The sequence below is a fragment of the Plantibacter flavus genome, assembly GCF_900177615.1.
GTDB classification, from domain to species: Bacteria; Actinomycetota; Actinomycetes; order Actinomycetales; family Microbacteriaceae; genus Plantibacter; species Plantibacter flavus.
Genome location: NZ_FXAP01000004.1, coordinates 244,875 through 266,347 on the forward strand (window position 1 = coordinate 244,875; position 21,473 = coordinate 266,347).

The window sequence follows — 21,473 nt, forward strand, 5'->3', positions numbered from 1 at the left end:
GATCAGGTCAGGCTGTGGATCGGACGGGTACGGATCAGACGGTCGCGGGCTCGGTGGCGACCGCGGGGGCTGCCGAGTCGGCACCCTCCACCGGCCGACGACGGGCGAACCGCTTGAGCAGGACGACGGCGACCGCGGTGATGACGGTGCCGATCGCGACCGACAGGACGAACATCCCGATGTTGCCGATGGCGAAGAACACGAAGATGCCACCGTGCGGTGCCTGCGAGGTGACGCCGGTCGCCATGATGAGCGCACCGGTGGCGGCACCACCGAGGATCGACGCCGGGATGACGCGGAACAGGTCGGCTGCGGCGAACGGGATCGCGCCCTCGCTGATGAACGCGGCACCGAGCAGCCAGGCCGCCTTGCCGTTCTCCCGCTCGACCGCGGTGAACGAACGACGGCTGAGGACGGTCGAGGCGAGTGCCATCGCGAGCGGCGGCACCATGCCGGCGGCCATCACGGCGGCCATGATCTGCCACGGTGCCTGGTTGGCGAGCGTTCCCGCACCGAGACCGGCGACGGCGAACGAGTACGCGACCTTGTTGACGGGGCCACCGAGGTCGAAGGCCATCATCGTGCCGAGGATCACGCCGAGCAGGATCGCGGAGACACCGGTGAGGCCAGAGAGCCAGGAGTTGAGCCCGCCCATGAGCGCGGCGATCGGGCCGCCGAGGACGAGGATCATGAGGCCGGACGCGACGATCGAGCCGATCAGCGGGATGATCACCACGGGCATCAGCCCACGCAGCCACCGCGGCACGTTCAGGCGGCCGAGGCCGTAGGCGACACCACCGGCGAGCAGACCACCGACGAGTCCGCCGAGGAAGCCGGCGCTCATGAGGAGGGCGACCGCACCGGCGACGAACCCGGGTGCGATGCCCGGTCGGTCGGCGATGGCGTAGGCGATGTAGCCGGCGAGGGCCGGGACGAGGAACGCCATCGAGGCGTTGCCGATGGAGAACGCGACCGCACCGAGGTAGGCGCCGAGTCCACCGGCCGGCAGGTTCACGAGGCTGTTCTCGACGATGATCTTGCCGGCGTTCTCGGTGATGTCGTAGCCACCGAGGAGGAAGCCGAGCGCGATGAGCAGACCGCCACCCGCGACGAACGGGATCATGTAGCTGACACCGGTGAGCAGCCAGCGCTTGATCGACTGACCGACGTTGGCGTCCTTCTTGTCCGACGTCGACGCGGAGGCGTCACCAGCCGCCGCGGCGACCCGCGGGGCGTTCGGGTTCGAGATCGCGGCGACCGCGTCGTTGATGAGCTGCTCCGGGGCGTCGATGCCGCGCTTCACGGGAGCCTTGATGACGGGCTTGCCGGCGAAGCGGGTGACGTCGCGGACGTCCACGTCGACGGCGAAGATGACCGCCTGCGCCTTCGCGACGACGTCGGCGGGCAGCGGGGTCGCACCGGAGGCGCCCTGCGTCTCGACGTGCAGCTCGACACCGAGGCGCTTCGCGGTGGCGGCGAGCGAGTCGGCCGCCATGTAGGTGTGCGCGATGCCCGTCGCGCAGGAGGTGACCGCGATGAGCACGGGCCGTGCGGCCTGGTCGCCGGCCTCGACGGGAGCCGTCGCGGCGCGCTCGGCTGCGGGAGCCGCTGCCGGCTTGGGTGCGTCGCTGAGCGCACCATCGACGAGGGCGACCACCGCGGCGGCGTCGGGCGCCTCACGCAGCGAGGTCACGAACTCGGGCTTGATGAGCGAGCGGGCGAGCTTCGACAGCAGGGCGAGGTGCGCCTGGTCGGCGCCGTCCGGAGCCGCGATGAAGAAGAGGAGGTCGGCCGGGCCGTCGTCGGAACCGAAGTCGACGAGCGGCGAGACACGGGCCATCGCGAGCGTCGGCTCGGTGACGGCGGCGGAACGGCAGTGCGGGATCGCGATGCCGCCGGGGATGCCGGTGTCGGTCTTGCTCTCCCGCGCCCAGGCGTCGGCGAACAGGGCCTCGGTGTCGGTGGCACGGCCGGCGCGGACGACGAGCTCGGCGAGCGCGCGGATGACACCCGCGCGATCGGTGCCGAGGTCGGCGTCGAGGGCGACGAGCCCTGGGGTGATGAGTGGGGTGGACATCTGGGTTCTCCTTCGAAACGGATGCTGGTGCTTCGGGTGGTCGGGGCGGCCCTTCGACAAGCTCAGGGACCGGGGTGGGCGGTCAGGGACCGGGGTGGGCGGTCAGGGACCGGGGCGGTCAGGGGGCGGAGGGGATCCGCTGCGGGAGCTGGACGACGTCGATGGCGGCGGCGTCCGTCCCGCTGAGCGCCGGCACGTCGCTGCCCGGGAGTGCCGCGGCTGCGGCTCCGTGGGCGACGGCCTGCGCGAGGCGTGCTGCAGGTGCGAGACCTGCGGTTCGGGCGATCAGGTAGCCGGCGAGGGAGGAGTCCCCCGCGCCGACGGTGCTGCGCGCGACGATCTTCGGGGCCCGGGCCGACCAAGCCGTGTCACCCTCCACCAGCACGGCGCCACGGGAGCCGAGGGTGACGAGGACGGCGGCGACCGGACCGGGTCGGTCCGCGGTGCCGATGAGCGTGGCGGCGACGGATGCGGCGAGCGCCGGGTCGGCCTCGATCTCGTCGCCGGATGCGGTGCCGGTGAGTTCGGCGAGTTCGGCACCGTTCGGCTTGATGAGGTCGACGCGTTCGCCGGTGGCGGCGAAGGCGGCGAGGAGGGCGGCGAGCGGCTCCCCCGAGCTGTCGACGGCGACGAGCGGGCGGGTGCCGTCGGTGAGGGCGCGAGCGGCCCGGACGATCCGTGCGTAGAAGTCGGCGGGGAGACCGGGTGGCAGCGAGCCGGCGATGACGAGCCACTCGGCATTCGCGGCGGTACGGGCGGTCGCGTCGACCAGCCGCGCAGCGTCGTCCTCGGTGAGGAGCGGACCCGGCTCGTTGATCTTGGTGGTGGTGCCGTCGGGCTCGGTCAGCGTGATGTTGCGACGCACGGGCTGCCCGGTCGGGACGGCGAGGACGTCGACGCCCTGCGCGCGGAGCGACTCGATCATCGGGTCGGTCGATTCGCCGGGGAGGACGGCGACGGTCGCCAGCTCGGCGGCGGCGATGGCCCGCGAGACGTTGACGCCCTTGCCGCCCGGCTGCTCCCGGCTGGCGAGGGCGCGGAGGACCTCGCCGCGCTCGACGATGCCCGGGAGCTCCACCGTGTGGTCGAGCGAGGGGTTGGCGGTCAGGGTGATGATCATGCGACGACCACCTCGACACCCGCAGCCTCGAGGGCGTCCCCGAGCGTCGTCGGAACGACCTCGTCGGTGATGACGGTGTCGATCTCGTCGAGGGCGGCGAAGCGGATGAGCGCTTCCTCACCGAGCTTGGCGGCGTCGGCGAGGACGACGGCCCGGCGCGAACCGCGGACGATCGCCGACTTCACGGCACCCTCGAGCTCGTCGGGCGTGCTCAGGCCGAAGTCGGCGCTGACCCCGTTGGCGCCGACGAAGGCGATGTCGGGACGGAACCGGCCGAGCTCGTCGACGGTGGTGCTGCCGACCGCCGCGCTCGTGATGCCACGGACGCGGCCACCGAGGAGGTGCAGTTCGACGTGGTCGCAGTGGTGGAGCGTCGCGGCGATCGGGACCGAGTTGGTGATGACCGTGAGCGTCTGGCCGGCGGTGGCCGGGCGCCAGGTGACGAGGAGGTCCGCGAGGTGGGCCGTGGTCGTCCCGGCGTCGATGACGATCGAGCCGCTGAACGTGGCCGGGATCAGCCGGAGGGCCGCACGGGCGATCGTCGCTTTCGCGTCGCTCCGCTGGCCCTGGCGATCGGCGAGACTGGCTTCCGCGACGGAGGCACGTGCTGCTGAGACGGCACCGCCGTGGACGCGGCGCAGGACACCCGAGGTTTCGAGCTGGTCGAGGTCGCGGCGGATCGTCTCGGCGGTGACGCCCAGCTCACGGGAGACATCGGCGACGGAGACCCGTCCGCTTGTCTTCACCCGGCTGGTGATGTGCTCGTGCCGCTCCGTCGCGTACATGCGTCGTCCTTGACCTTCGTTTCCGGTGTTGCAGGCTTGCAGTGCGAAGAAAGTATCACACAAACACAGAGAAACACAGATCCAGGTGCGTTCATTCGCCCATCTTTGGGCGAGGGAGCGTTCCCTCGCCCAAAAATGGGCGAATGTAAGGGGACCTCAGGGCGCGAGGGACGGAACCGGCAAAGGGGTGGCGGTCGGCGCAACCGTGGCGCCGACCGCCGGTTCGTCTCGCACCCGAACGCGCGAGACGGCTGTGGTCACGACGGCGAACCCGCCGACGTCGTGACGGATCTCTCGGTCCTCTGGCGCTCCGGCCGCAGCTGGCGGAGCACTCCCCCGGCGTGCGCCGCCCACCGACCGACGGCGACCCAGCTGCGGTCGCGGACGAAGAGGAGGTCGAGGGCGATCATCGCGAGCGAGAACGGCCACAGCCCGAGGAAGAGGCCGATGCCGAGGTGCATCAGGATCGTGAAACCGAGCGCGAGAATCCGCGTCGGTCGCCACAGGATCAGCACCGGGAACAGCAGCTGCACCCAGACGGACAGGAACGTGGCGACCCAGACGAACGGACCGACCTGCCAGGCGAGGTCGCTCAGCGCGGGGAACGGCCGGAACACGTCGAGGACGAGCGAGTAGTAGAACGCCGTGCCCTCGCGCCACTCGGGACCCATGAGCTTGTAGATGCCGGAGTTCACGTAGACGAGCATGATCTGGTACGCGCAGAGGAGGACCGCCGTGTTGTTGGCGGCGTTCGCGAGCCACGCCGGGATCGCGAACCGACCGCGCAGGATCGGCCGCAGCGCTCGTCCCCGCCGCTTGGTGAGCCACGCGTCGACCGACCAGTGACGCGACAGGTCCGCGAACACCAGGAACAGCAGCGTGATGCGGATGATCGTGTCGCCGCCGTTGGTCAGCACCGTGCTGTTGGTCGCGAGCCCCACCCAGAACACGAGCAGGACTGGCGTGACGAACCGGGTCTGCCAGCCGACGAGGAACAGCAGCCCGAGCACGATGAGGACCCCGTAGGCGAGGTCGAAGACGAAGGCGCTGTCCTTCGTGAAGACGAGCTCGAACAGCGGGAACCAGGCGCGGCGGTTCGCCTCCGGATCGACCCACTTCGACGCGACGCCCCAGAGGTAGTGGCGGTCGGCGAGGCTCGTGAACAGGAAGCTGACGATCGCGACACCGTAGAGGACTCGCAGGGCGGAGAGGCTGTAGCCGGCGTGCTTGGCACCCGTGACCCAGCCGGCGAACCGGTCGAACGATGCGCGGACGGCGTTCATCGTGCACCTCCGTAGCGGGTGACGACGTCCCGGTAGACGGCGAGGGTCTCCGGGTCGATGACGTCGTCGACGTGCCGCCAGCCGAAAGTGACGGCGGTGTCGTCGAACTGCTGCTCCTCGGAGAAGCGGTTGTCGAAGTCGTTCGGGCGGGTGCGGTCGATCCGCCACCGGACGCGCTCGACGTCCTGCTCGAAGTACGCCGTCGAGAACGCGGTCGCGTACTCCTTGAGCATGTAGTCGTAGCGGAGGAACCGGACGACGTCGCCCTGCCCCGAGCCCGGCGTCGTGCTGACGGCGTCGAGGTCGGCGATGAGCGACTCGGCCGACTGGGCACGATACCCGCCACCGTCGGCCCGCTGGATGAAGGTGTCGCGGACGATCTCACGCTGCTGGGCGTCGAGCGCGAGGTACCGGGCGTTGTAGGCGAGCATCGCGTTCCACGAGGACTTCTGGATGCGCGACGGCTCGGCGTGGCCGGGGACCGCCTGCTGCTCGAGCTTCGTGACATTGATCCAGTCGGACTTCACGAGGGTCCCGTCGGCGTCGCGCCACTGGGCCTGGACGGAGAAGGTGATATTCGTCTTCATGATGCTCGGCGCGAAGACGTTCCACTTCTGCGTGAAGTACGGGCCGGCCGCGGCGACGACGGCACCGCGGACGGGTGTGGTCGGCGAGACGATGACGAGGGTGCCCGCGACGTAGACGCCGACGAGGGCGATCGAGACCGCGGCGGCGATGCGCGCGGCCCGCTTCGGCGGGGCCGCCGACTCCGCTCCCTGACCGCCGCTCGATCCGTGAGCGCCCTTCGGTCCCTGAGCGCCCTTCGGTCCCTGAGCCCCTTCCGGCCCCTGAGCCCCTTCCGGCCCCTGAGCGCCCTTCGGTCCCTGAGCGCCCTTCGGTCCCTGAGCTTGTCGAAGGGTCCCCGCCGAAGCCTGCCCTTCGACAGGCTCAGGGACCGGTTGCCCGGCCTCGAGTCCCTCGGCGCCGTCCGGTCCCTGAGCCCCTTCCGGTCCCTGAGCTTGTCGAAGGGCGTCAGAACGGCCCTCGACGGGTGTGCGTGTGATCGGAGTCACGGTTCCTCCTTGGTGCTGGGTGGTGATGAACCGCGGGGACACCCGTTCGGTGGTGCCGTCCGCGGGGGAAGGAGTGGGCCGCGCCGACCCGAATGCGGCGCGGCCCACTCGGCGGGGTCACTCCAGACGCGCCCGTCGCGTAGCCACGAAGGCACCTCCGAGGAGGAGCATCATGGCGCCGAGTCCCCCGAGCCACAGGCCGTCGAAGCCGGTGCTCGGCAGACCGGGGCGTGACCCCGGTGCGGCGGCGGCCACTGCGGTGACCGTGAAGGCGGTCGCCTCGCGGTCGAGCGGGAGGTCGCCGGTCACGGATCCGGAGAGCTCCACCCGGTGGGCACCCAGCTCGATCGACGAGTCGACCGGGAAGGTGAGGGTGGCGTTGCCGGAGGCGTCTGCGATGACGGGCGTCAGGGCGAACGGCGTCGAGAACACGGTGGCCGAGACGGTCTCGCCGGGCTCGAAGCCGGTGGCGTAGACCTCCTGGATCACACCCGTGTCGCGGACGATCGTCACGTACTTGACGGTCGCCAGGCGGTCGTCGCCGGCGTCGGTGTCACCGTCGGCGTCAGCTGCCGTGTCGGCGTCGGTCGCTGTGTCGGCGTCAGTCGCGGTGTCCGCGTCGGCGTCGGCGTCGGCGTTGAGGTCGAGATCGGTGCCGTCAGCGGCGGTGTCCGCCGCAGCGTCCACGTCAGCTGCAACATCGGTGTCGGCAGCAGCGTCAGTGTCGGCAGCAGCATCGACATCGGCCGCAGCGTCCGTGTCAGCAGCGGCATCCGTGTCGGCGGCAGCATCGACGTCAGCCGCAGCATCCGTGTCGGCAGCAGCATCCACATCAGCCGCAGCGTCCGTGTCGGCCGCAGCATCCACATCCGCAGCAGCATCGGTGTCGGTGTCGGTGTCGGCAGCCACATCCGCAGCGGCGTCGGTGTCGACATCAGCCGCAGCATCCACATCGGCCGCAGCGTCCGTGTCAGCAGCGGCATCCGTGTCGGCGGCAGCATCGACGTCAGCCGCAGCATCCGTGTCAGCGTCCGCGTCAGCATCCACATCAGCGGCAGCATCGACGTCAGCCGCAGCGTCCGTGTCGGCAGCAGCATCCACATCCGCAGCAGCGTCGGTGTCGACATCAGCCGCAGCATCCACATCGGCGGCAGCGTCGGTGTCAGCCGCAGCGTCCACGTCTGCGGCGGCGTCCACATCAGTCGCGGCGTCGCTGTCCGCAGCAGCATCCACATCGGCCGCAGCGTCGGTGTCAGCCGCAGCGTCCACGTCTGCGGCGGCGTCCACATCAGTCGCGGCGTCGCTGTCCGCAGCAGCATCCACATCGGCCGCAGCGTCGGTGTCAGCCGCAGCGTCCACGTCTGCGGCGGCGTCCACATCAGTCGCGGCGTCGCTGTCCGCAGCAGCATCCACATCGGCAGCAGCGTCCGTATCGGCAGCAGCATCCACATCAGCCGCGGCATCCACGTCCACGTCGGTGTCCACGTCAGCAGCAGCGTCCACATCGACCGCAGCGGCGTCGGTGTCGACGTCGACCGCTCCGTCCTCGATGGTGACGTCCGACTCGGCCGGCGTCTCGGAGACATCGCCCTCGGCGGTCACCGTGACCGGTCCGGGCGTGTAGTCGTCCGGGATCGGCAGGTCCACGGTGAAGGAACCGTCGGGGTTCGTCACCACGGTGACCGACGGTGCGCCCGGGATCGAGACCGTGACGGTCTCCCCTCCGGCGAAGCCTGTGCCGTCGACCGTGACCGTCTCACCCGGCAGCACCGAGGACGGGTCGACCGTGATGGCCGTATCGTACGCGAGGACCTCGATGATCGTGGTCGCCGGCTCGTCCGATGCGGCACCGAGTGCCGTGACCGTGACGTCGCCGAGCGCATATCCGTCGGGGACCGGCAGGGTCACCGTGAAGCCGCCGCCGGCGTTCGTCACCTGCGTGACGACCGGGGCGCCCGGGATCGACACCGTGACCGTCTCGTTGGCTGCGAAACCCGATCCGGTGATGACCGTCGTGTTGCCGGCGATCAGCGCGTCCGGGGAGGCGGTGATCACGGGCGAGAACACGATGGCGGTGACCGTGACGGTCGCGGTGGCCGGCGTCTGCGACACCGCTCCCTCCGCCGTGACGACCAGCGGGCCGACCGGCGCGTTCGCCGGGACCGTGATCCCGACCGAGAACTCGCCGGCACCGTTCGTCGTCGCCGGAACAGCCGTGCCACCGGGCACCGTGACCGTGACGGACTCGTTCGGCGCGAAGCCGGTGCCCGTGACAAGCGTCGCTCCGCCGGCCGTGACCGTGCTCGGGTCGGCGGTGATCGCCGTCTCGTAGGCCTCGACCGTGAGCTCCGCCTCGGCGGGCGTGGCCGAGGTCTCACCGACCGCGGTCACCGTGACCGGCCCGGCGGGCGTTCCGGGCGGCACCGGCAGGGTCGCGGTGAAGCCGCCGTCGCCGTCCGCCGTCACCACGACGGGGTAGCCGCCGGGGATCGAGACGCTGACCGACTCGTTCGGCTGGAAGCCGGTACCGGTGACCGTGGTGGTCTGGCCCGGGTTGACCGTGTCCGGTGTGAGGGTGATCGCCGTGTCGTAGACCGTGGCCTCGACCGTGACGGTGGTGGTCGCCTCGGTCGCCGAGACGACGCCGAGTGCGGTGACCGTGACCGGACCGGTCGCGAAACCCTGCGGGACCGCGAACGTCGTGGTGATCTCACCGTCGGCGTTCGAGGTGACCGTCACCGGCGCGAGACCGGGGAAGGTGACCGTCACGCTCTCGGTCGGAGCGAAGCCACTCCCCGAGATCTCCGTCGAGGTCCCGCCGGGGACCGTCGCCGGGTCGGCGGCGATCGTCGGCGTGTAGACCACGTCGACCGTGAGGTTCGTCGTCGCAGGGGTGTCGGACGTCGCGCCGAGCGCGGTCACGACGACCACGCCCTCGGCGGAGTCGGCCGGCACGGGCAGCGACACCGAGATGGTGCCGGTCGCCGTCGCCGTCGTGTCCACCGGGTCGGCGCCGGGGATCGAGACCGTGACGGTCTCGTTCGGTGCGAAACCGGTTCCGGTGACGAGGGTGCTGGCACCCGCGACCACGGTGGTCGGGTCGGCGGTGATGGCCGTGACGTAGGTCGTGGCTTCAACGGTGAGCGTCGCCGTGGCGGGGGTCGCCGAGACGGCCCCGGTGGCGGTGACGGTCACAGGTCCGAGCGGGAAGTCCGCCGGGAGGTCGACGCTCACGGAGATCTCACCGTTGCCGTTCGACGTGGTGGGGATCGGCGTCGCGATGCCCGGGACGGTGACGCTCACGGACTCGTTCGGTGCGAAGCCGTCACCGGTGACGAGGGTGCTCCCACCGGGTGCGACCGTCGTCGGGTCGACCGTGATCGAGGTCTCATAGGCCTCGACGGTGACCGTCGCCGTCGCGTCCGTCGCGGAGACGGCGCCCGTTGCGGTGACGACCAGCGGTCCGGCCTCCGTGGCCGACGGGATCGGCAGGGCGGCGGTGAAGCCGCCGTCGCCGTTCGCCGTCACGACGACCGGTGTGCCACCGGGGATGGAGACCGAGACGGACTCGTTCGGCGCGAACCCGGTACCGGTGATCGTCGTCGACGTGCCGGGGAGCAGGGTGTCGGGGTCGGCGGTGATCGCGGTCTCGTAGGGCACCACGGTCACGTCGGCGTCGGCGGGCGTGTTGGAGGTCTCACCGGTCGCGGTGATCGTGATCGGTCCGGCCGGCGTTCCGGCGGGGATCGTGACGGGCTGCGTGAAGTCGCCGTCGCCGTTCGTCGTCGCCGTGACGGGGTCGCCGCCCGGGATGGTGATGGTGACGGTCTCGTTCGGCGCGAAGCCCGTGCCCGTGACGGTGGTGGTTCCACCCGGGTTGGCCGTCGTCGGGTCCACCGTGATCGCCGTGTCGTACACGACCGCTTCGACGAGGACCGAGGTCTGCGCCGGCGTGAGCGACAGGGCGCCCGTGGCCGTGAACGTCACCGTCGCGGGGACGAAGTCCGCCGGGAAGGCGACGACCTGGCTGATCTCGCCGAGCCCGTTCGCCGTGGTCACGACGTCGTCGAAGCCGGGAGCCGAGATGGTCACCGACTCGTTGGCGACGTAGCCGGTGCCGGACAGGATCGTCGAGTCACCGGGGTTCAGCGTGGACGGCGTCGCGGTGAGCGTCGTGTCGAACGCCTCGACGGTGATCGTCGCAGTGGCAGGCGTGGCCGAGACCGCGCCGACGGCCGTCACGACGACGGGGCCGGCGGGGGTGCCGGGCAGGATCGGCAGGATGGCGGTGATGTCGCCGTCCGGGCCGGCCTCCACCACGACGGGCGTGCCGCCGGGGATGGAGACCGAGACGGACTCGCCGGGCAGGAAGCCCGTTCCGGTGACGGTGGTGCTGCCGCCGGGGAGGAGCGTGTCGGGGTCGGCGGTGATCGCCGTGTCGTAGACCGTCGCCTCGACCGTGACCGTGGTCGTCGCCTCGGTCGCGGAGACGACGCCGAGGGCGGTGACCGTGACCGGACCGACCGCGAAGTTCTGCGGGACGTCGACGGTGGTCGTGATCTCACCCGCTGCGTTCGACGTGACGGTGATCGGGTCGAGGCCCGGGAAGGTGACCGTGACGCTCTCGCTCGGCGCGAAGCCTGCGCCCGAGATCTCGGTGCTCGTGCCGCCGGGGACGGTCGCGGGGTCCGCGGTGATCGTCGGGGTGTAGACGACGTCGACTGCGAGGTTCGTGGTTGCCGGTGTGTCGGAGACCTCGCCGAGGGCGGTCACGACGACCGTGCCCTCCGCGTAGTCCGCCGGGACCGGCAGCGAGACGGAGATGGTGCCGGTCGCCGACGCCTGCGTGGTGACCGCGGGCGCACCCGGGATGGAGACCGTGACGGTCTCGTCGGGCTCGAAGCCGGTACCGGTGACGAGCGTGCTCTCCCCGGCGACGACGGTCGTCGGGTCGACCGTGATGGCCGTGACGTAGGTGGTGGCCTCGACGGTGAGCGTCGCCGTGGCCGGGGTGGCCGAGACGTCGCCGGTGGCGGTGACCGTGACGTCCCCGAGCGGGAAGTCCGCAGGAAGCGTGACACTGACCGTGATCTCACCGTCGCCGTTCGCCGTGGTCGTCACCGGCGTGGCGAGGCCGGGGATGGTGATCGAGACGGACTCGAGCGGGACGAAGCCGGAACCGGTGACGACCGTGCTGCCACCGGGAGCGATGGTCGCCGGGTCGAGCGCGATCGCGGTGTCGTAGGCCTCGACGGTGATGTCCGTCTCGGCCGGCGTCGCGGAGACCGCGCCGGTGGCGGTGACCGTGAGCTGGCCGGCGGCCGTACCCGACGGGATCGGCAGGACGGCCGTGAAGCCGCCGTCGCCGTCAGCCGTCACGACGACGGGCGTGCCGTCCGGGTAGGAGACGGAGACCGACTCGTTCGCGGCGAAGCCGGTGCCGGTGATGGTGGTCGAGTTGCCGGGGAGGAGCGAGGCCGGGTCGGCCGTGATGGCCGTGTCGTAGGGCAGCACCTCGAGGTCGGCGGTCGCCGGGGTTGCGGAGGTCTCGCCGGTCGCGGTGACGACGAGCGTGCCGACCGGTGTGCCGGCAGGGACGGGCAGGTCGACGGTGAAGCCGCCGTCGCCGTCCGCCTCGACGGTCACCGGGGTGCCGCCCGGGTAGCCGACGGTGACCGTCTCGCCGGGCAGGAAGCCGGTGCCGGTGACGGTCGTGGTGTTCCCAGGGATGAGCGACGTCGGGTCGAGCGTGATGGCGGTGTCGTAGACCGTCGCGGTGACGGTGACGACGGTGGTCGCTTCGGTCGCGGACACGGCTCCGAGCGCGGTGACCGTGACGTCGCCGACCGCGAAGTCCTGCGGGACCGCGATGGGGGTGCCGATCGCGCCGAGTGCGGTGGCGGTGACGGTGATCGGCTCGAGGCCTGGGAACGTCACAACGACGTCCTCGCCTGGCGCGAAGCCGGCGCCGTTGATGATCGTGGTCGTGCCACCGGCGACCGTGGCCGGGACGGCGACGATCGAGGTCTCGTAGACCACGGCGAGGTTGGTCGTGGCCGGGGTGTCGGACGTCTCGCCGAGCGCGGTCACGACGACCGAGCCTGCGGCGTAGTCCGCCGGGACGTCGAGCTCGACCGAGATCGTGCCGGTTCCGCTGGCCGTCGTGGTGACCGGGTCGACGCCGGGGATCGAGACGGCGACGGACTCGCCGGAGGCGAAGCCGGTGCCGGTGATCGTCGTGGTCCCACCGGCGACGACACTGGCCGGGTCGGCGGTGATGGCGGTGACGTACTGCGTCGCCTCGACGGTGACCGTCGTGGTCGCGGGGCTGGCCGATGAGGCACCGGTCGCCGTGACCGTCACGGGGCCGAGCGGGAAGTCCGTCGGGAGTGTGAGGCTGGCGGAGATCGTGCCGGTGCCCGACGCGGTGGTGACCACCGGGTCGGTGAGGCCGGGGACGGTGATCGACACCGACTCATCGGGCAGGAACCCGGTGCCGGTGATCGTCGTGCTGCCGCCGGGCGCGATCGTCGCCGGGTCGGCGGTGATGGCGGTCACGAACGGCGCCACGACGAGGTCGGTGGTGGCCGGGGTGTCGGAGGTCACACCGGTGGCGGTGAACGTCAGGGTCGCCGGGGTGAAGCCGACGGGGATCGCGACGCTCTGGCTGATCACACCGGCGGCGTCCGACGTCGTGGTGACCGGGTCGAGGCCGGGCGCGGTGATCGTGACCTGCTCGTTCGCCGCGAAGCCGGTGCCGTCGATCACCGTGGACTGGCCGGGGTTGACCGTCGCAGGCGTGGCGGTGATGGCCGTGTCGTACACGACGACCGTCCCGCGCACGGACGACGAGGCGAGGTTGACCGTCGCGAGCGAGATCGCCGGGACGAGGGAGATCTGCACGGCTCGGACGGTCGCCGATCCATCACCGAGGTCGCCGGTGGCCGGCTGCACGTTGGCGGTGACGTCGGCGACCAGGCGGACGATGTTGAGGATCGGCCCCACGACGTTCGCCGCCAGGCCGCCCGTGATGCCGTCGACCGTCGACTCCGCTGTCTCGAGGACCGTGAACACTCCGCCGACGACCCCGAGCACCAGGTTGAGGAGGTTCGAGATGATCTGGTCGAGGCTGATACCGAGGACTCCGAGCACCGTGTTCAGCACGCCTCCGACGATGCCTGAGGTGACGAAGGTCGCCGACCCGTCCTCGATGGCGGACAGCGGGGCGTTGAGCGTCAGGGTGACAGCGTTCTGGCCGAGCGCTCGGACCTGGACGACGGCGTTCACGTTGGTGGCCTCGACGGCAGCCCGGAGACCGGTGACGACCGCCGTCACCTGATCGGTGATGGCCTGCGTGATCCCGTCGGCGATCGCAGCGGCGATCGGACCGGACAGCAGCGAGGTGTTGGGCGGCAGCTCGTTGAGATCCGGCAGATCGGGGTCTGCCGCGAGCAGTGTCTCGATGTCGACCGTGACAGCACCCGTGGTGAGGTCGACCGTGACACCGCTGGCTGAGCCGACCGGACCGGTGGGGAGCAGGGCGTTGAGGTTCGGAGGAGTGACGGCCACGGAAGTCGTCGAGGTCACGATGCCCAGGTTGATCGCTCCGGTGAGCGCCTGGTTGAGTGCGGTCTGCAGACCGGTGAGGGAGGTCTGGACACTCCCGACCGTGGTCTGGAGGTTCGTGTAGACGTTCTGCACGAGCGGGCTCTGGAGCGTGAGCGTCGCACCGGAGATCTGGTAGTCGGGAACGGCCGTGGCGCCACCCGTCTGCGAGATCGTGGAAGCGAGGGCGCCGAGGCTGAGCGAGAGGTCGCTGAGGACGCCACCGGTGGGGGTGCCGACGCGGCCGAGCAGCCCGGTGAGGTCGAGTTCGGCGTTCGCCGGTGGTGCGTCCGGTCCGCCGATCGAGACGCCGCCCTGGTCGGTGACCGCGCCCGAGCCGGCGATCGCGTCGCCGTTGGCGGCGGCGGACCCGTACTGGGCGACTGCACCGAGCTCGATGACGCCGTTGGCGCCGAACAGTTGGAGCGAGCTGCCGAGGTCGACGCCGAGGGTGTTCAGCACCTCGGCGGACAGCGGGTTCGCGGCGACCGGGTGCACCCCGCTCGGGTTCTCGGCACGGGCGCCGGCGACTGCGGCGAGGGCGTCGAGGTTGATCCCGGCCGCCTGTCCTCCGAGGAACCGGCCGAAGCCGTCGGAGACATCGGTCGGGGCCGCTGTGGCCGCCGTCGTCGATCCCATGGCGATGACCGTGCCGACCACGGCCATGGCCGCGACCTTCCACGCACGGCCTCGGCCGAGGATGCTGCGTTGCTGTCCCCCCACGGTGGAACCCTTTCTTCGGTGCACGGGCGAACCCGCGACTGGCGTCGATCCCGGCCAATCTATGGGCGGGTGTCCCTGTCCCCCAGAGGAGGGACCCCAACCTCCGTAGTGCCGGATGGAAAACCGGTACTGGCCTCCGCAGTGCGAGGCGGCGCCGCGGGACGCCGGGTTTCGATCGGTCCCGGAGGGCCTCCGACGCGTCATCGGTGGCGGGGCTCCAGTGCACTTGGTTCCACCCGCGTCATGTCATCGATGACGATTGAGGGATAACCCTCACTGGCCGGGGGTTTACCCCCGACCGAGATGCGTAGTTTCTACTGAGAACGCTCTCTTTGGGCTGCGGAAGCACTCAGGGATTACGGATAATGGGGCATCCGACGGAGTATTCGCAGCATCCCTAGTGATGTGGATCCCGTCGTCCTGACGGAGCTTGAGGGGGCTGCGATATGGAAGAACCGTTTGCGACGGCAGTGGGGCGAAATCCACATCCGGCTTCGACCGAGCAGGTCGTCCCATGAACCCGGGCGCGCATCGGTTCAGCGGCGGAGCGTGGTCCGCCGCATCCCCCACCCGTCGCTCCGGCGAGTTCCGGCAATCCGCCACCCGCGCTCCCGCCCAACCGAGCGGTCGAGCGGCGGCGATCGCCCGGATGACGGCACTCATCGCGAACCGGACCAGCACGCTCCTCGTCGGACCACACGGCTACGGCAAGACCTTCACCGCGGACGCGATCGGACGTCGGATGCACGAGGACGGACGCCCGGTCATCCACGTGTCGGGTGCGTCACGGGACGCCTCGCACACGCTGAGCGACTGGCGTGCGGCGCCGAGCGGTGCCGTCTTCATCGTCGACGACGGGGCGAACCTCCACCCGGCGAGCCTCGCCGACATCATCGAACTCTCGCGGTCGCGTGAGCAGGTCGCCCTGGTGACGCTGGAGCAGGAGCTCGCCGGACTGCAGGGGCGCGGCGACGAGTCCGCCGATCGGCTCCTCGCCGTCTGGCGGACCGGGTCGCTCACACGGATCGACCTCCCGGCGCTCGACGGGTTCGAAGCCTCGGCGATGGTGGACGAGGCCGCCGAAGATGCGGTCCTCGACGACATGGCCAAGGCCGTCATCGTGCGGCTGAGCAACGGCTCGCCACGGCTCGTGCATGAGCTCACGAAGGACGCGCTCGAGACGGGCGGGGAGTTCTACCTGCCGCGCAGCATCCTCTCGCTCGGGGTCGCGGGGGTCTCACCCCGGGTGCACGACCTCACGGAACCCCAGCTCTCCCGGCTCGAGGACGAGGGTCGGTACGCCCTGGTCATGCTGGCGAAGCTCGGTCCGGTCCCCTACTCGCGCGCGATCCGCCTGCTCGGCGAGCACCAGTTGCACGCGCTCCTCCGGCTCGGACTCGCGCGGAACGACGGCTCAGGCCAGGACCGCATCGTCGCCGACGAACTGCACGCGTGGTCGGCACTCGCGGAGTGGCGCCACAGCGGACGACTGCACCGCCACGACCGCGTCCAGCGGACGCTCATCTCGGACCTGCGTGGCGGTGCCCGTCTCACGCCGAACGAGTCCTTCATCCTCGGCCGGTACTGGCTGACGGCCCCGCACACCGAGCTGGACGAGGGGTTCGAGTCCCTCACGATGGCGCGCACGTTTCTCGAGGCTGCGCACGTCGCGAACGTCTCCGGGCTCGCCGAGGACGGTCGTCTGCTCGCCGAACGCGCCTACACCTGGCGTCCTTCCGTGGCAGCGGCGCTGCAGTGGTCGCGATCGCTCGCCATGCTGGGCGACGGCGACGGGGCTCAGCGGGTCCTGGAGGTCGATCCCACTGCCGACTCCGACGAGGACATGCAGGCGGAGGTCTTGAGTTGGCGGGCGATCCTCGACCGCTGGTCCGAGCGCACCTGTGCGCAGGAGCTGACGGAGCAGGAGGAGCACAGCCGCGTGCTGTCCCAGCGGATCCTGATGGTCGAGACCTGGCGCGACCAGGATCGGCAGGGTCCGTCCGAGAGCGACGCCGTCTTCTGGAAGGTCCTGCGCGACGTCGACGCCGCGCAGTCCTCGCGACTGTATGCCGCCGCTGCGCTCGTGACCAGGCTCGGCCTCAGGCTGCCACCGTCCGAGCTGCGGGAGCTGCTCCAGCTGGGTGACGCCGTCTACCGGTCGGTGCCCTACAGCGCAGCGCGGCCGTTGTCGCACGCCCTACGCGACGCGAGCGCCATGTACGTCCTGTCGGCCGGCACCATCCGCCTGCTCACGGGCCTCTCCTGGGCCGGCTTCGCGCGTTACATCGACGAGTTCGTCGCTCGCGCCGAGCGCGGGACCGGGCGCCTGGCGACGACGGACCAGTGCATCGTCGGGATCCTCGGAGCCCAGTTAGCGTTCTTCGACGGCCGCCCGGACCGCACCGTCGCCGACCTCCGGGTCGTCGAGCGCCTGCTCGACTCGACCGTCCCGCCCGAGGTGCACACGCAGACCGCGCTGCTCCTCGTCGGCGCCCTCGCCCAGACGGGCGAGCTCGAGGAGGCGACGGAACGGCGAGCTGCTGAGGACGAACGCCTCATCGCCGCCTCCACGGTCCTCTCCTACCTGGCGGACATCGCCGACTTCGGTCTGCTGATGGCAGGCGGTCGCGTCATGGAGGCCCGGGATCACCTAGGTCGGCTCGCGCAGGACATCCGGAAGCCGCTGACCGAGCGGGTCTACTCCGCGAGCCTGGCCTCCGCGGCCGGCACCGACCTGTCCGAGACCCTGTCCTGGGTCGTTGACGCCCGATCGCTGGAGCTCACGCCACTGCAGGCGTCGCTCATGCTGCTCCTCGAGGCCGGCGCCGCCGGTGACGCGAGCCGCGTCGAAGAGGCCGCCTGTTCGCTCGAGGAGGTCGGAGCACGGCATCGGGCGATCGGAGCCCATCTGCTCGCAGAACGACTCCACGAGGCCCAGGGTCGACTGCAGCACGCTCGCCGTTGCGCGGAGCGGGCCGCCGAACTCGTGGGTCCCGTGCCCGGCGCCGCCGCGGATGCGGAGGCCGGCTGGACCTCAGTCGTTTCTCCATCGCCCGTGTTCGCCACCTACCGACCGGAGACGACCGAGGAGACCGTGCCCGTCGAGCGCATCGTCCCGGTCGAGCCGCCCGCGACGCACGCACCCCTGGCCTACCTCTCCCGAGGACAGACGGACACCGGCCAGGAGACCGCCGGGGCCGACCTGAGCGCGCTCACCCGGCGGGAGCTGGAGGTCTCCCTGCTCATCGCGCAAGGACTGAGCAATCAGGAGATCGCGACGCGGCTCTTCCTCAGTGTCCGCACCGTCGAGTCGCACGTGCTCCAGGCGCGGACGAAGCTGGGTGCGGGGAGACGGCGCGACCTGGGCCGCCTCGTCGCGCAGTCCTCGCAGCGTCATGCCTGACCCCCCGATCGGGCGATGCGGCGCGGTTCAGCAGTTTTCTCGGTAGCGTCCGCCGATCCCAGTACCCCACTACTGGTTACAACGCTCAGCCCGCTGCCTATCGTCCTGAGAGTGTCGTGAGACGCGCGGAGGCCGTCTCCGCACGCCCGACACCTGTGGTGACGCGAGCCGTCACCGGCGGACTCCAGGGGGCTTCCATGACCATCGACACCAGCACCGAGGCTCCAGCGGCCACCGGCACCGACGCGCCCGTCCGCGGTCAGCGCAGCAAGCGGGCGAAGGCGATCCTCGCCGGCGGTCTGGTGCTCGGCGTCGGTGCGGCGATCACCCTCGCGGCCTGGAACGACTCCGAGTTCGCGACCGGGATCTTCGCCGGTGGTGGCTTCGGCATCGAGGGCAGCACGGACGGTACCGCGTTCACCGAGCACCCGACCGAGGCTGCGGCCGCCCCGCTCACCTTCGCGGTGGAAGCCGACAACCTGGCACCCGAGGAGCCCGTCTACGCCGGCTTCGCCGTGCAGCTGACCGCCGCGTCGACGTACGCCGGAACGGTCGACGTCACCGCCACGAGCGGCGACGCCATCGCCTCATCGCTCAGCTACTCCGTCGTGGAGACCACCACCTTCGGCTGTGACGCCGCGAGTTTCGCGGCCGGTGACCCGCTCGTGACGGACGCCGCCACGGCGGAGAGCACGGCCGCGGACGTCTTCACGCTGGGTGCCGTCACCACGCCGGTGTTCCTGTGCTTCGAGGTCACCCCGGCAGCGAGCCTCCCACAGGCGTCGCCGAGCGGCACGGTGGTCTGGCAGTTCGCGGCCGAGTCCACCACCCCGCTGCCGTAACCCGCGGCGGGACGGCGATCATGGGACGACACACCCCGGCGGCGCGGAGGCATCACCGCACCGCTGAGCGACGGAGCACGTCGCGCTACACGAAGACCAGAGCGGCCCTGGCAGCAGCGCTCGTGCTGGGTGTCGGGACCTCGCTCACCCTCGCGGCCTGGAGCGACGACGAGTTCGGAACGGCGACCTTCGCGGCGAGCACCTTCGCCGTCGAATCGCAGACGGCGACGGGAAGTTGGGCGGCGCACGAAGCGGCCAATCCGGTGACGCTGCTGTTCAACGCGACCGCCATGTCGCCTGGACTGTCCCAGTACGCATACATCGACATCCGCACCACCTCGGCGACGACCATCGGCGGGTCGGCTGCCCTGTCCGCGGTTTCGGCGGCCACCGGCGGGCTACTTCCGGCGCTCGAGTACCGCGTCGTGGCGACGGCGACGGGCACGACGTGCGGAGCGGGCGCATTCGCCTCGCAGACGTACACGGGGTCACTGGCGGCCGGCGCCGCGGTGCCGGCCGCGTCCGGCACCCTGGGCACGGCGTCGGCGACCCCGGTGCGCTTCTGCTTCGACGTGCGGGTGAAGCCGGGCACGCTGCCCAGTTTCCAGGGCTCGACGGCGTCGGCGACCTGGGTGTTCACCAGCACCTCCAGTTCCTGATCGGAGCACCGTGACCCGTCCCTCCACGGAAGCGATCGACGCCACCCGGCGGCAGCGACCCCGCCGCCCGGTGGCGTCGATCGTCGGAGACACCCTGCTGAACCTCGCCGCCGTCGGCGGGGTGGTCTGCATCGTGCTCGTCATCCTCGCGACCTGCTTCAACATCACCCTCATCATGTTCAAGACCGGTTCCATGAGCCCGACGATCCCCACCGGCTCACTCGCGCTCGTCCGCGAGATCCCGGCATCCGACATCGCGGTGGGCGACGTGGTGACCGTCGACCGCGCCGGGCAGCTGCCCGTCACCCACCGCGTGACCTCGGTGAGCGGCGGCGTCGACACCGCGGGACCGCAGCGCACCATCACCATGCAGGGCGATGCGAACCTGTCGGAGGACCCCGAGCCGTACACCGTCTCGACGGTCCGCATCGTGCTCGCCTCGGTGCCGGGGCTCGCGTACCTCGTCGTGTGGTTGTCCAACCCGTGGGTCCTGGCCGGACTGACGCTCAGCTGCTCGGCCCTCGTCATGTGGGCGTTCTGGCCGCGCTCCGACCGCAAGCGCCCACCGAGTGATTCGGGCGGGACCGGCGGAAACGGTCGTGCTGCTTCCCGACGCCGCTCCTCCACGGCCGGCGCCGACGCAGCCGGACCACGACCGGCCCGCCACGCCGCGCTCCGATACTCACCGGTCGCCCTCCTTCTCGGCGCCGGCCTCGCGATCGGCGGCGCCGCTCCCGCGCACGCCGAACCGATGGTCGACGTCATCGCCGGTGAGGCGGTCGTCCTCACCTCGATCGGTGACCCGTCGGCCATGCGGTCCCTCACCCCCGGTCGGTCGACGCCCTGGGAGGTGGGCATCAGGACCAAGCCGGAAGCCACACCGGGCTCCATCGACGTGACCATGGTCGGCTCCGGCTCGTCCGAACTCGGCCTCGTCATGGTGGTCGACGCCTGCTCCGTCCGGTGGACCGCGGCCGGATGCGTCGGCACCGTCACCCACCTGTTCGACGAGATGGCGGTGCCCGTCGACGGCGTCGAGCGCGCGGTCCTCTCGATGCGCAGCTCGGAGGCGTGGTGGCTGAAGTTCGACGTCCGGATGCCGTCCGGCGCAGCGGTTGCGAACGCCTCGGTCGCCCTCACGGTCACGGCCGAGGGCATCGGTGACGACGTCTCGGTCTCGCCCGGCCCGATCACCACGCTCCCCCGCACCGGCGCGAGCATCGAGTTCGCCGTGTGGACCGCTGCCGGCGCGATCCTCATCGGCCTCGTCGGCGCGTGGTTCGGCGCGCTGCGTCAGCACTCCCGCTCGGCGAGGGCAGCACGATGAAACCAGGTCGGTCAAGACTCGTCGCAGCGGTCGTCCTCGCGACGACGGTCGCATTCGTGGCGGCCCCTGCTCCGCAACCGGTGGACGCCGCTTGGCAGGACGCCGAGTCGGGTGCCGTGGCGTTCGCCGCACTGAGCATCGCCAAGCCCGTCTACCTCGCCGGAGCAAGCGGTTGCTCCATATCCACGACGTCGGTGCTCGGCGTCGGTCTGGTCATCAACTCCTACACCCTGACGTTCACGATGCCGGAGGGGTACGGCTCGGCGGACATCCAAGTCGGCGGCGGGAACACGTCGACCACGATCGCCCTCGCCTCCGCCGCGGTCACACCGGCCGCGACCTCGCCGACCCCCAACCCGACGAGGCAGTACTCCGTCACGTTCAACCGAGGTCTTCTCGACGGACTCCTCACCGGCCTGCTCGGCGGAACCGGCTATCTCGGCGTTCGTGTGGCGCCGTCCAGCCTGATCGTCCCGCCGCTCACTCGCGACACGATCTGGACGTCGCCGTGGGCCGTCGTGCAGGTGGGTACAGCGCTCCTGGGCACGAACCCGACGTGCACCGTCATCGGGTGAA

The 21,473-nt window shown here is 70.9% G+C and carries 11 protein-coding genes; 5 read left to right on the forward strand and 6 right to left on the reverse strand.

Annotated features, from left to right (window positions below; genetic code table 11):
- Window positions 1–34: 34 nt before the first annotated feature.
- From B9Y95_RS13695 to B9Y95_RS13720, 6 genes are all read right to left on the reverse strand, one after another.
- Entirely contained in the window at window positions 35–2,077 is a 2,043-nt protein-coding gene (locus tag B9Y95_RS13695; protein WP_085512481.1) for a PTS fructose transporter subunit IIABC, read from the reverse strand.
- 118 nt (window positions 2,078–2,195) lie between these two features.
- Window positions 2,196–3,197 carry a 1-phosphofructokinase family hexose kinase gene (locus B9Y95_RS13700; RefSeq protein WP_085512483.1) on the reverse strand — a complete coding sequence of 334 codons (1,002 nt, stop codon included), beginning with the start codon at window positions 3,195–3,197 and terminating at the stop codon, window positions 2,196–2,198.
- Entirely contained in the window at window positions 3,194–3,982 is a 789-nt protein-coding gene (locus B9Y95_RS13705; protein ID WP_085512485.1) for a DeoR/GlpR family DNA-binding transcription regulator, read from the reverse strand. Before B9Y95_RS13705 ends, B9Y95_RS13700 begins: the two co-directional genes overlap by 4 nt.
- Before the next feature lie 257 nt (window positions 3,983–4,239).
- Window positions 4,240–5,265: an HTTM domain-containing protein gene (locus B9Y95_RS13710; RefSeq protein ID WP_085512487.1), complete on the reverse strand. Its 1,026-nt coding sequence runs from the start codon at window positions 5,263–5,265 to the stop codon at window positions 4,240–4,242.
- Complete coding sequence (locus B9Y95_RS13715; RefSeq protein WP_085512489.1) at window positions 5,262–6,338, reverse strand: DUF5819 family protein; 1,077 nt, start codon at window positions 6,336–6,338, stop codon at window positions 5,262–5,264. Before B9Y95_RS13715 ends, B9Y95_RS13710 begins: the two co-directional genes overlap by 4 nt.
- 117 nt (window positions 6,339–6,455) lie before the next feature.
- Window positions 6,456–14,666: a choice-of-anchor G family protein gene (locus B9Y95_RS13720; RefSeq protein WP_159453410.1), complete on the reverse strand. Its 8,211-nt coding sequence runs from the start codon at window positions 14,664–14,666 to the stop codon at window positions 6,456–6,458.
- A 514-nt stretch (window positions 14,667–15,180) separates the two neighbouring features.
- On the opposite strand from B9Y95_RS13720, the gene B9Y95_RS21160 reads away from it, so the two are divergent.
- The 5 genes from B9Y95_RS21160 to B9Y95_RS13745 all read left to right on the forward strand — a co-directional run bounded on the left by B9Y95_RS21160 (window position 15,181) and on the right by B9Y95_RS13745 (window position 21,472).
- Window positions 15,181–18,069 carry a helix-turn-helix transcriptional regulator gene (locus tag B9Y95_RS21160; protein WP_085512493.1) on the forward strand — a complete coding sequence of 963 codons (2,889 nt, stop codon included), beginning with the start codon at window positions 15,181–15,183 and terminating at the stop codon, window positions 18,067–18,069.
- A 197-nt stretch (window positions 18,070–18,266) separates the two neighbouring features.
- On the forward strand, window positions 18,267–18,911 hold the full coding sequence (locus B9Y95_RS13730; protein WP_234994109.1) for a SipW-dependent-type signal peptide-containing protein: 645 nt from the start codon (window positions 18,267–18,269) through the stop codon (window positions 18,909–18,911).
- Between the two features lie 20 nt (window positions 18,912–18,931).
- Window positions 18,932–19,570 (forward strand): SipW-dependent-type signal peptide-containing protein, encoded by a 639-nt coding sequence (locus B9Y95_RS13735; protein ID WP_123539740.1) that lies wholly within the window; start codon window positions 18,932–18,934, stop codon window positions 19,568–19,570.
- Between the two features lie 10 nt (window positions 19,571–19,580).
- On the forward strand, window positions 19,581–20,897 hold the full coding sequence (locus B9Y95_RS20405; RefSeq protein WP_200811419.1) for a signal peptidase I: 1,317 nt from the start codon (window positions 19,581–19,583) through the stop codon (window positions 20,895–20,897).
- The gene (locus tag B9Y95_RS13745) at window positions 20,894–21,472 is read left to right on the forward strand and encodes a hypothetical protein (RefSeq protein WP_143736484.1); all 579 of its coding nucleotides are present in this window, start codon (window positions 20,894–20,896) and stop codon (window positions 21,470–21,472) included. Before B9Y95_RS20405 ends, B9Y95_RS13745 begins: the two co-directional genes overlap by 4 nt.
- Window position 21,473 lies beyond the last annotated feature (1 nt).

What these genes read in the sequence shown, in the direction of transcription:
- B9Y95_RS13695 (WP_085512481.1), bottom strand. Translation starts at nt 2,077, where the DNA reads ATGTCCACCCCACTCATCACCCCAGGGCTCGTCGCCCTCGACGCCGAC.
- B9Y95_RS13700 (WP_085512483.1), bottom strand. Translation starts at nt 3,197, where the DNA reads ATGATCATCACCCTGACCGCCAACCCCTCGCTCGACCACACGGTGGAG.
- B9Y95_RS13705 (WP_085512485.1), bottom strand. Translation starts at nt 3,982, where the DNA reads ATGTACGCGACGGAGCGGCACGAGCACATCACCAGCCGGGTGAAGACA.
- B9Y95_RS13710 (WP_085512487.1), bottom strand. Translation starts at nt 5,265, where the DNA reads ATGAACGCCGTCCGCGCATCGTTCGACCGGTTCGCCGGCTGGGTCACG.
- B9Y95_RS21160 (WP_085512493.1), top strand. Translation starts at nt 15,181, where the DNA reads ATGAACCCGGGCGCGCATCGGTTCAGCGGCGGAGCGTGGTCCGCCGCA.
- B9Y95_RS13730 (WP_234994109.1), top strand. Translation starts at nt 18,267, where the DNA reads ATGACCATCGACACCAGCACCGAGGCTCCAGCGGCCACCGGCACCGAC.
- B9Y95_RS13735 (WP_123539740.1), top strand. Translation starts at nt 18,932, where the DNA reads ATGGGACGACACACCCCGGCGGCGCGGAGGCATCACCGCACCGCTGAG.
- B9Y95_RS13745 (WP_143736484.1), top strand. Translation starts at nt 20,894, where the DNA reads ATGAAACCAGGTCGGTCAAGACTCGTCGCAGCGGTCGTCCTCGCGACG.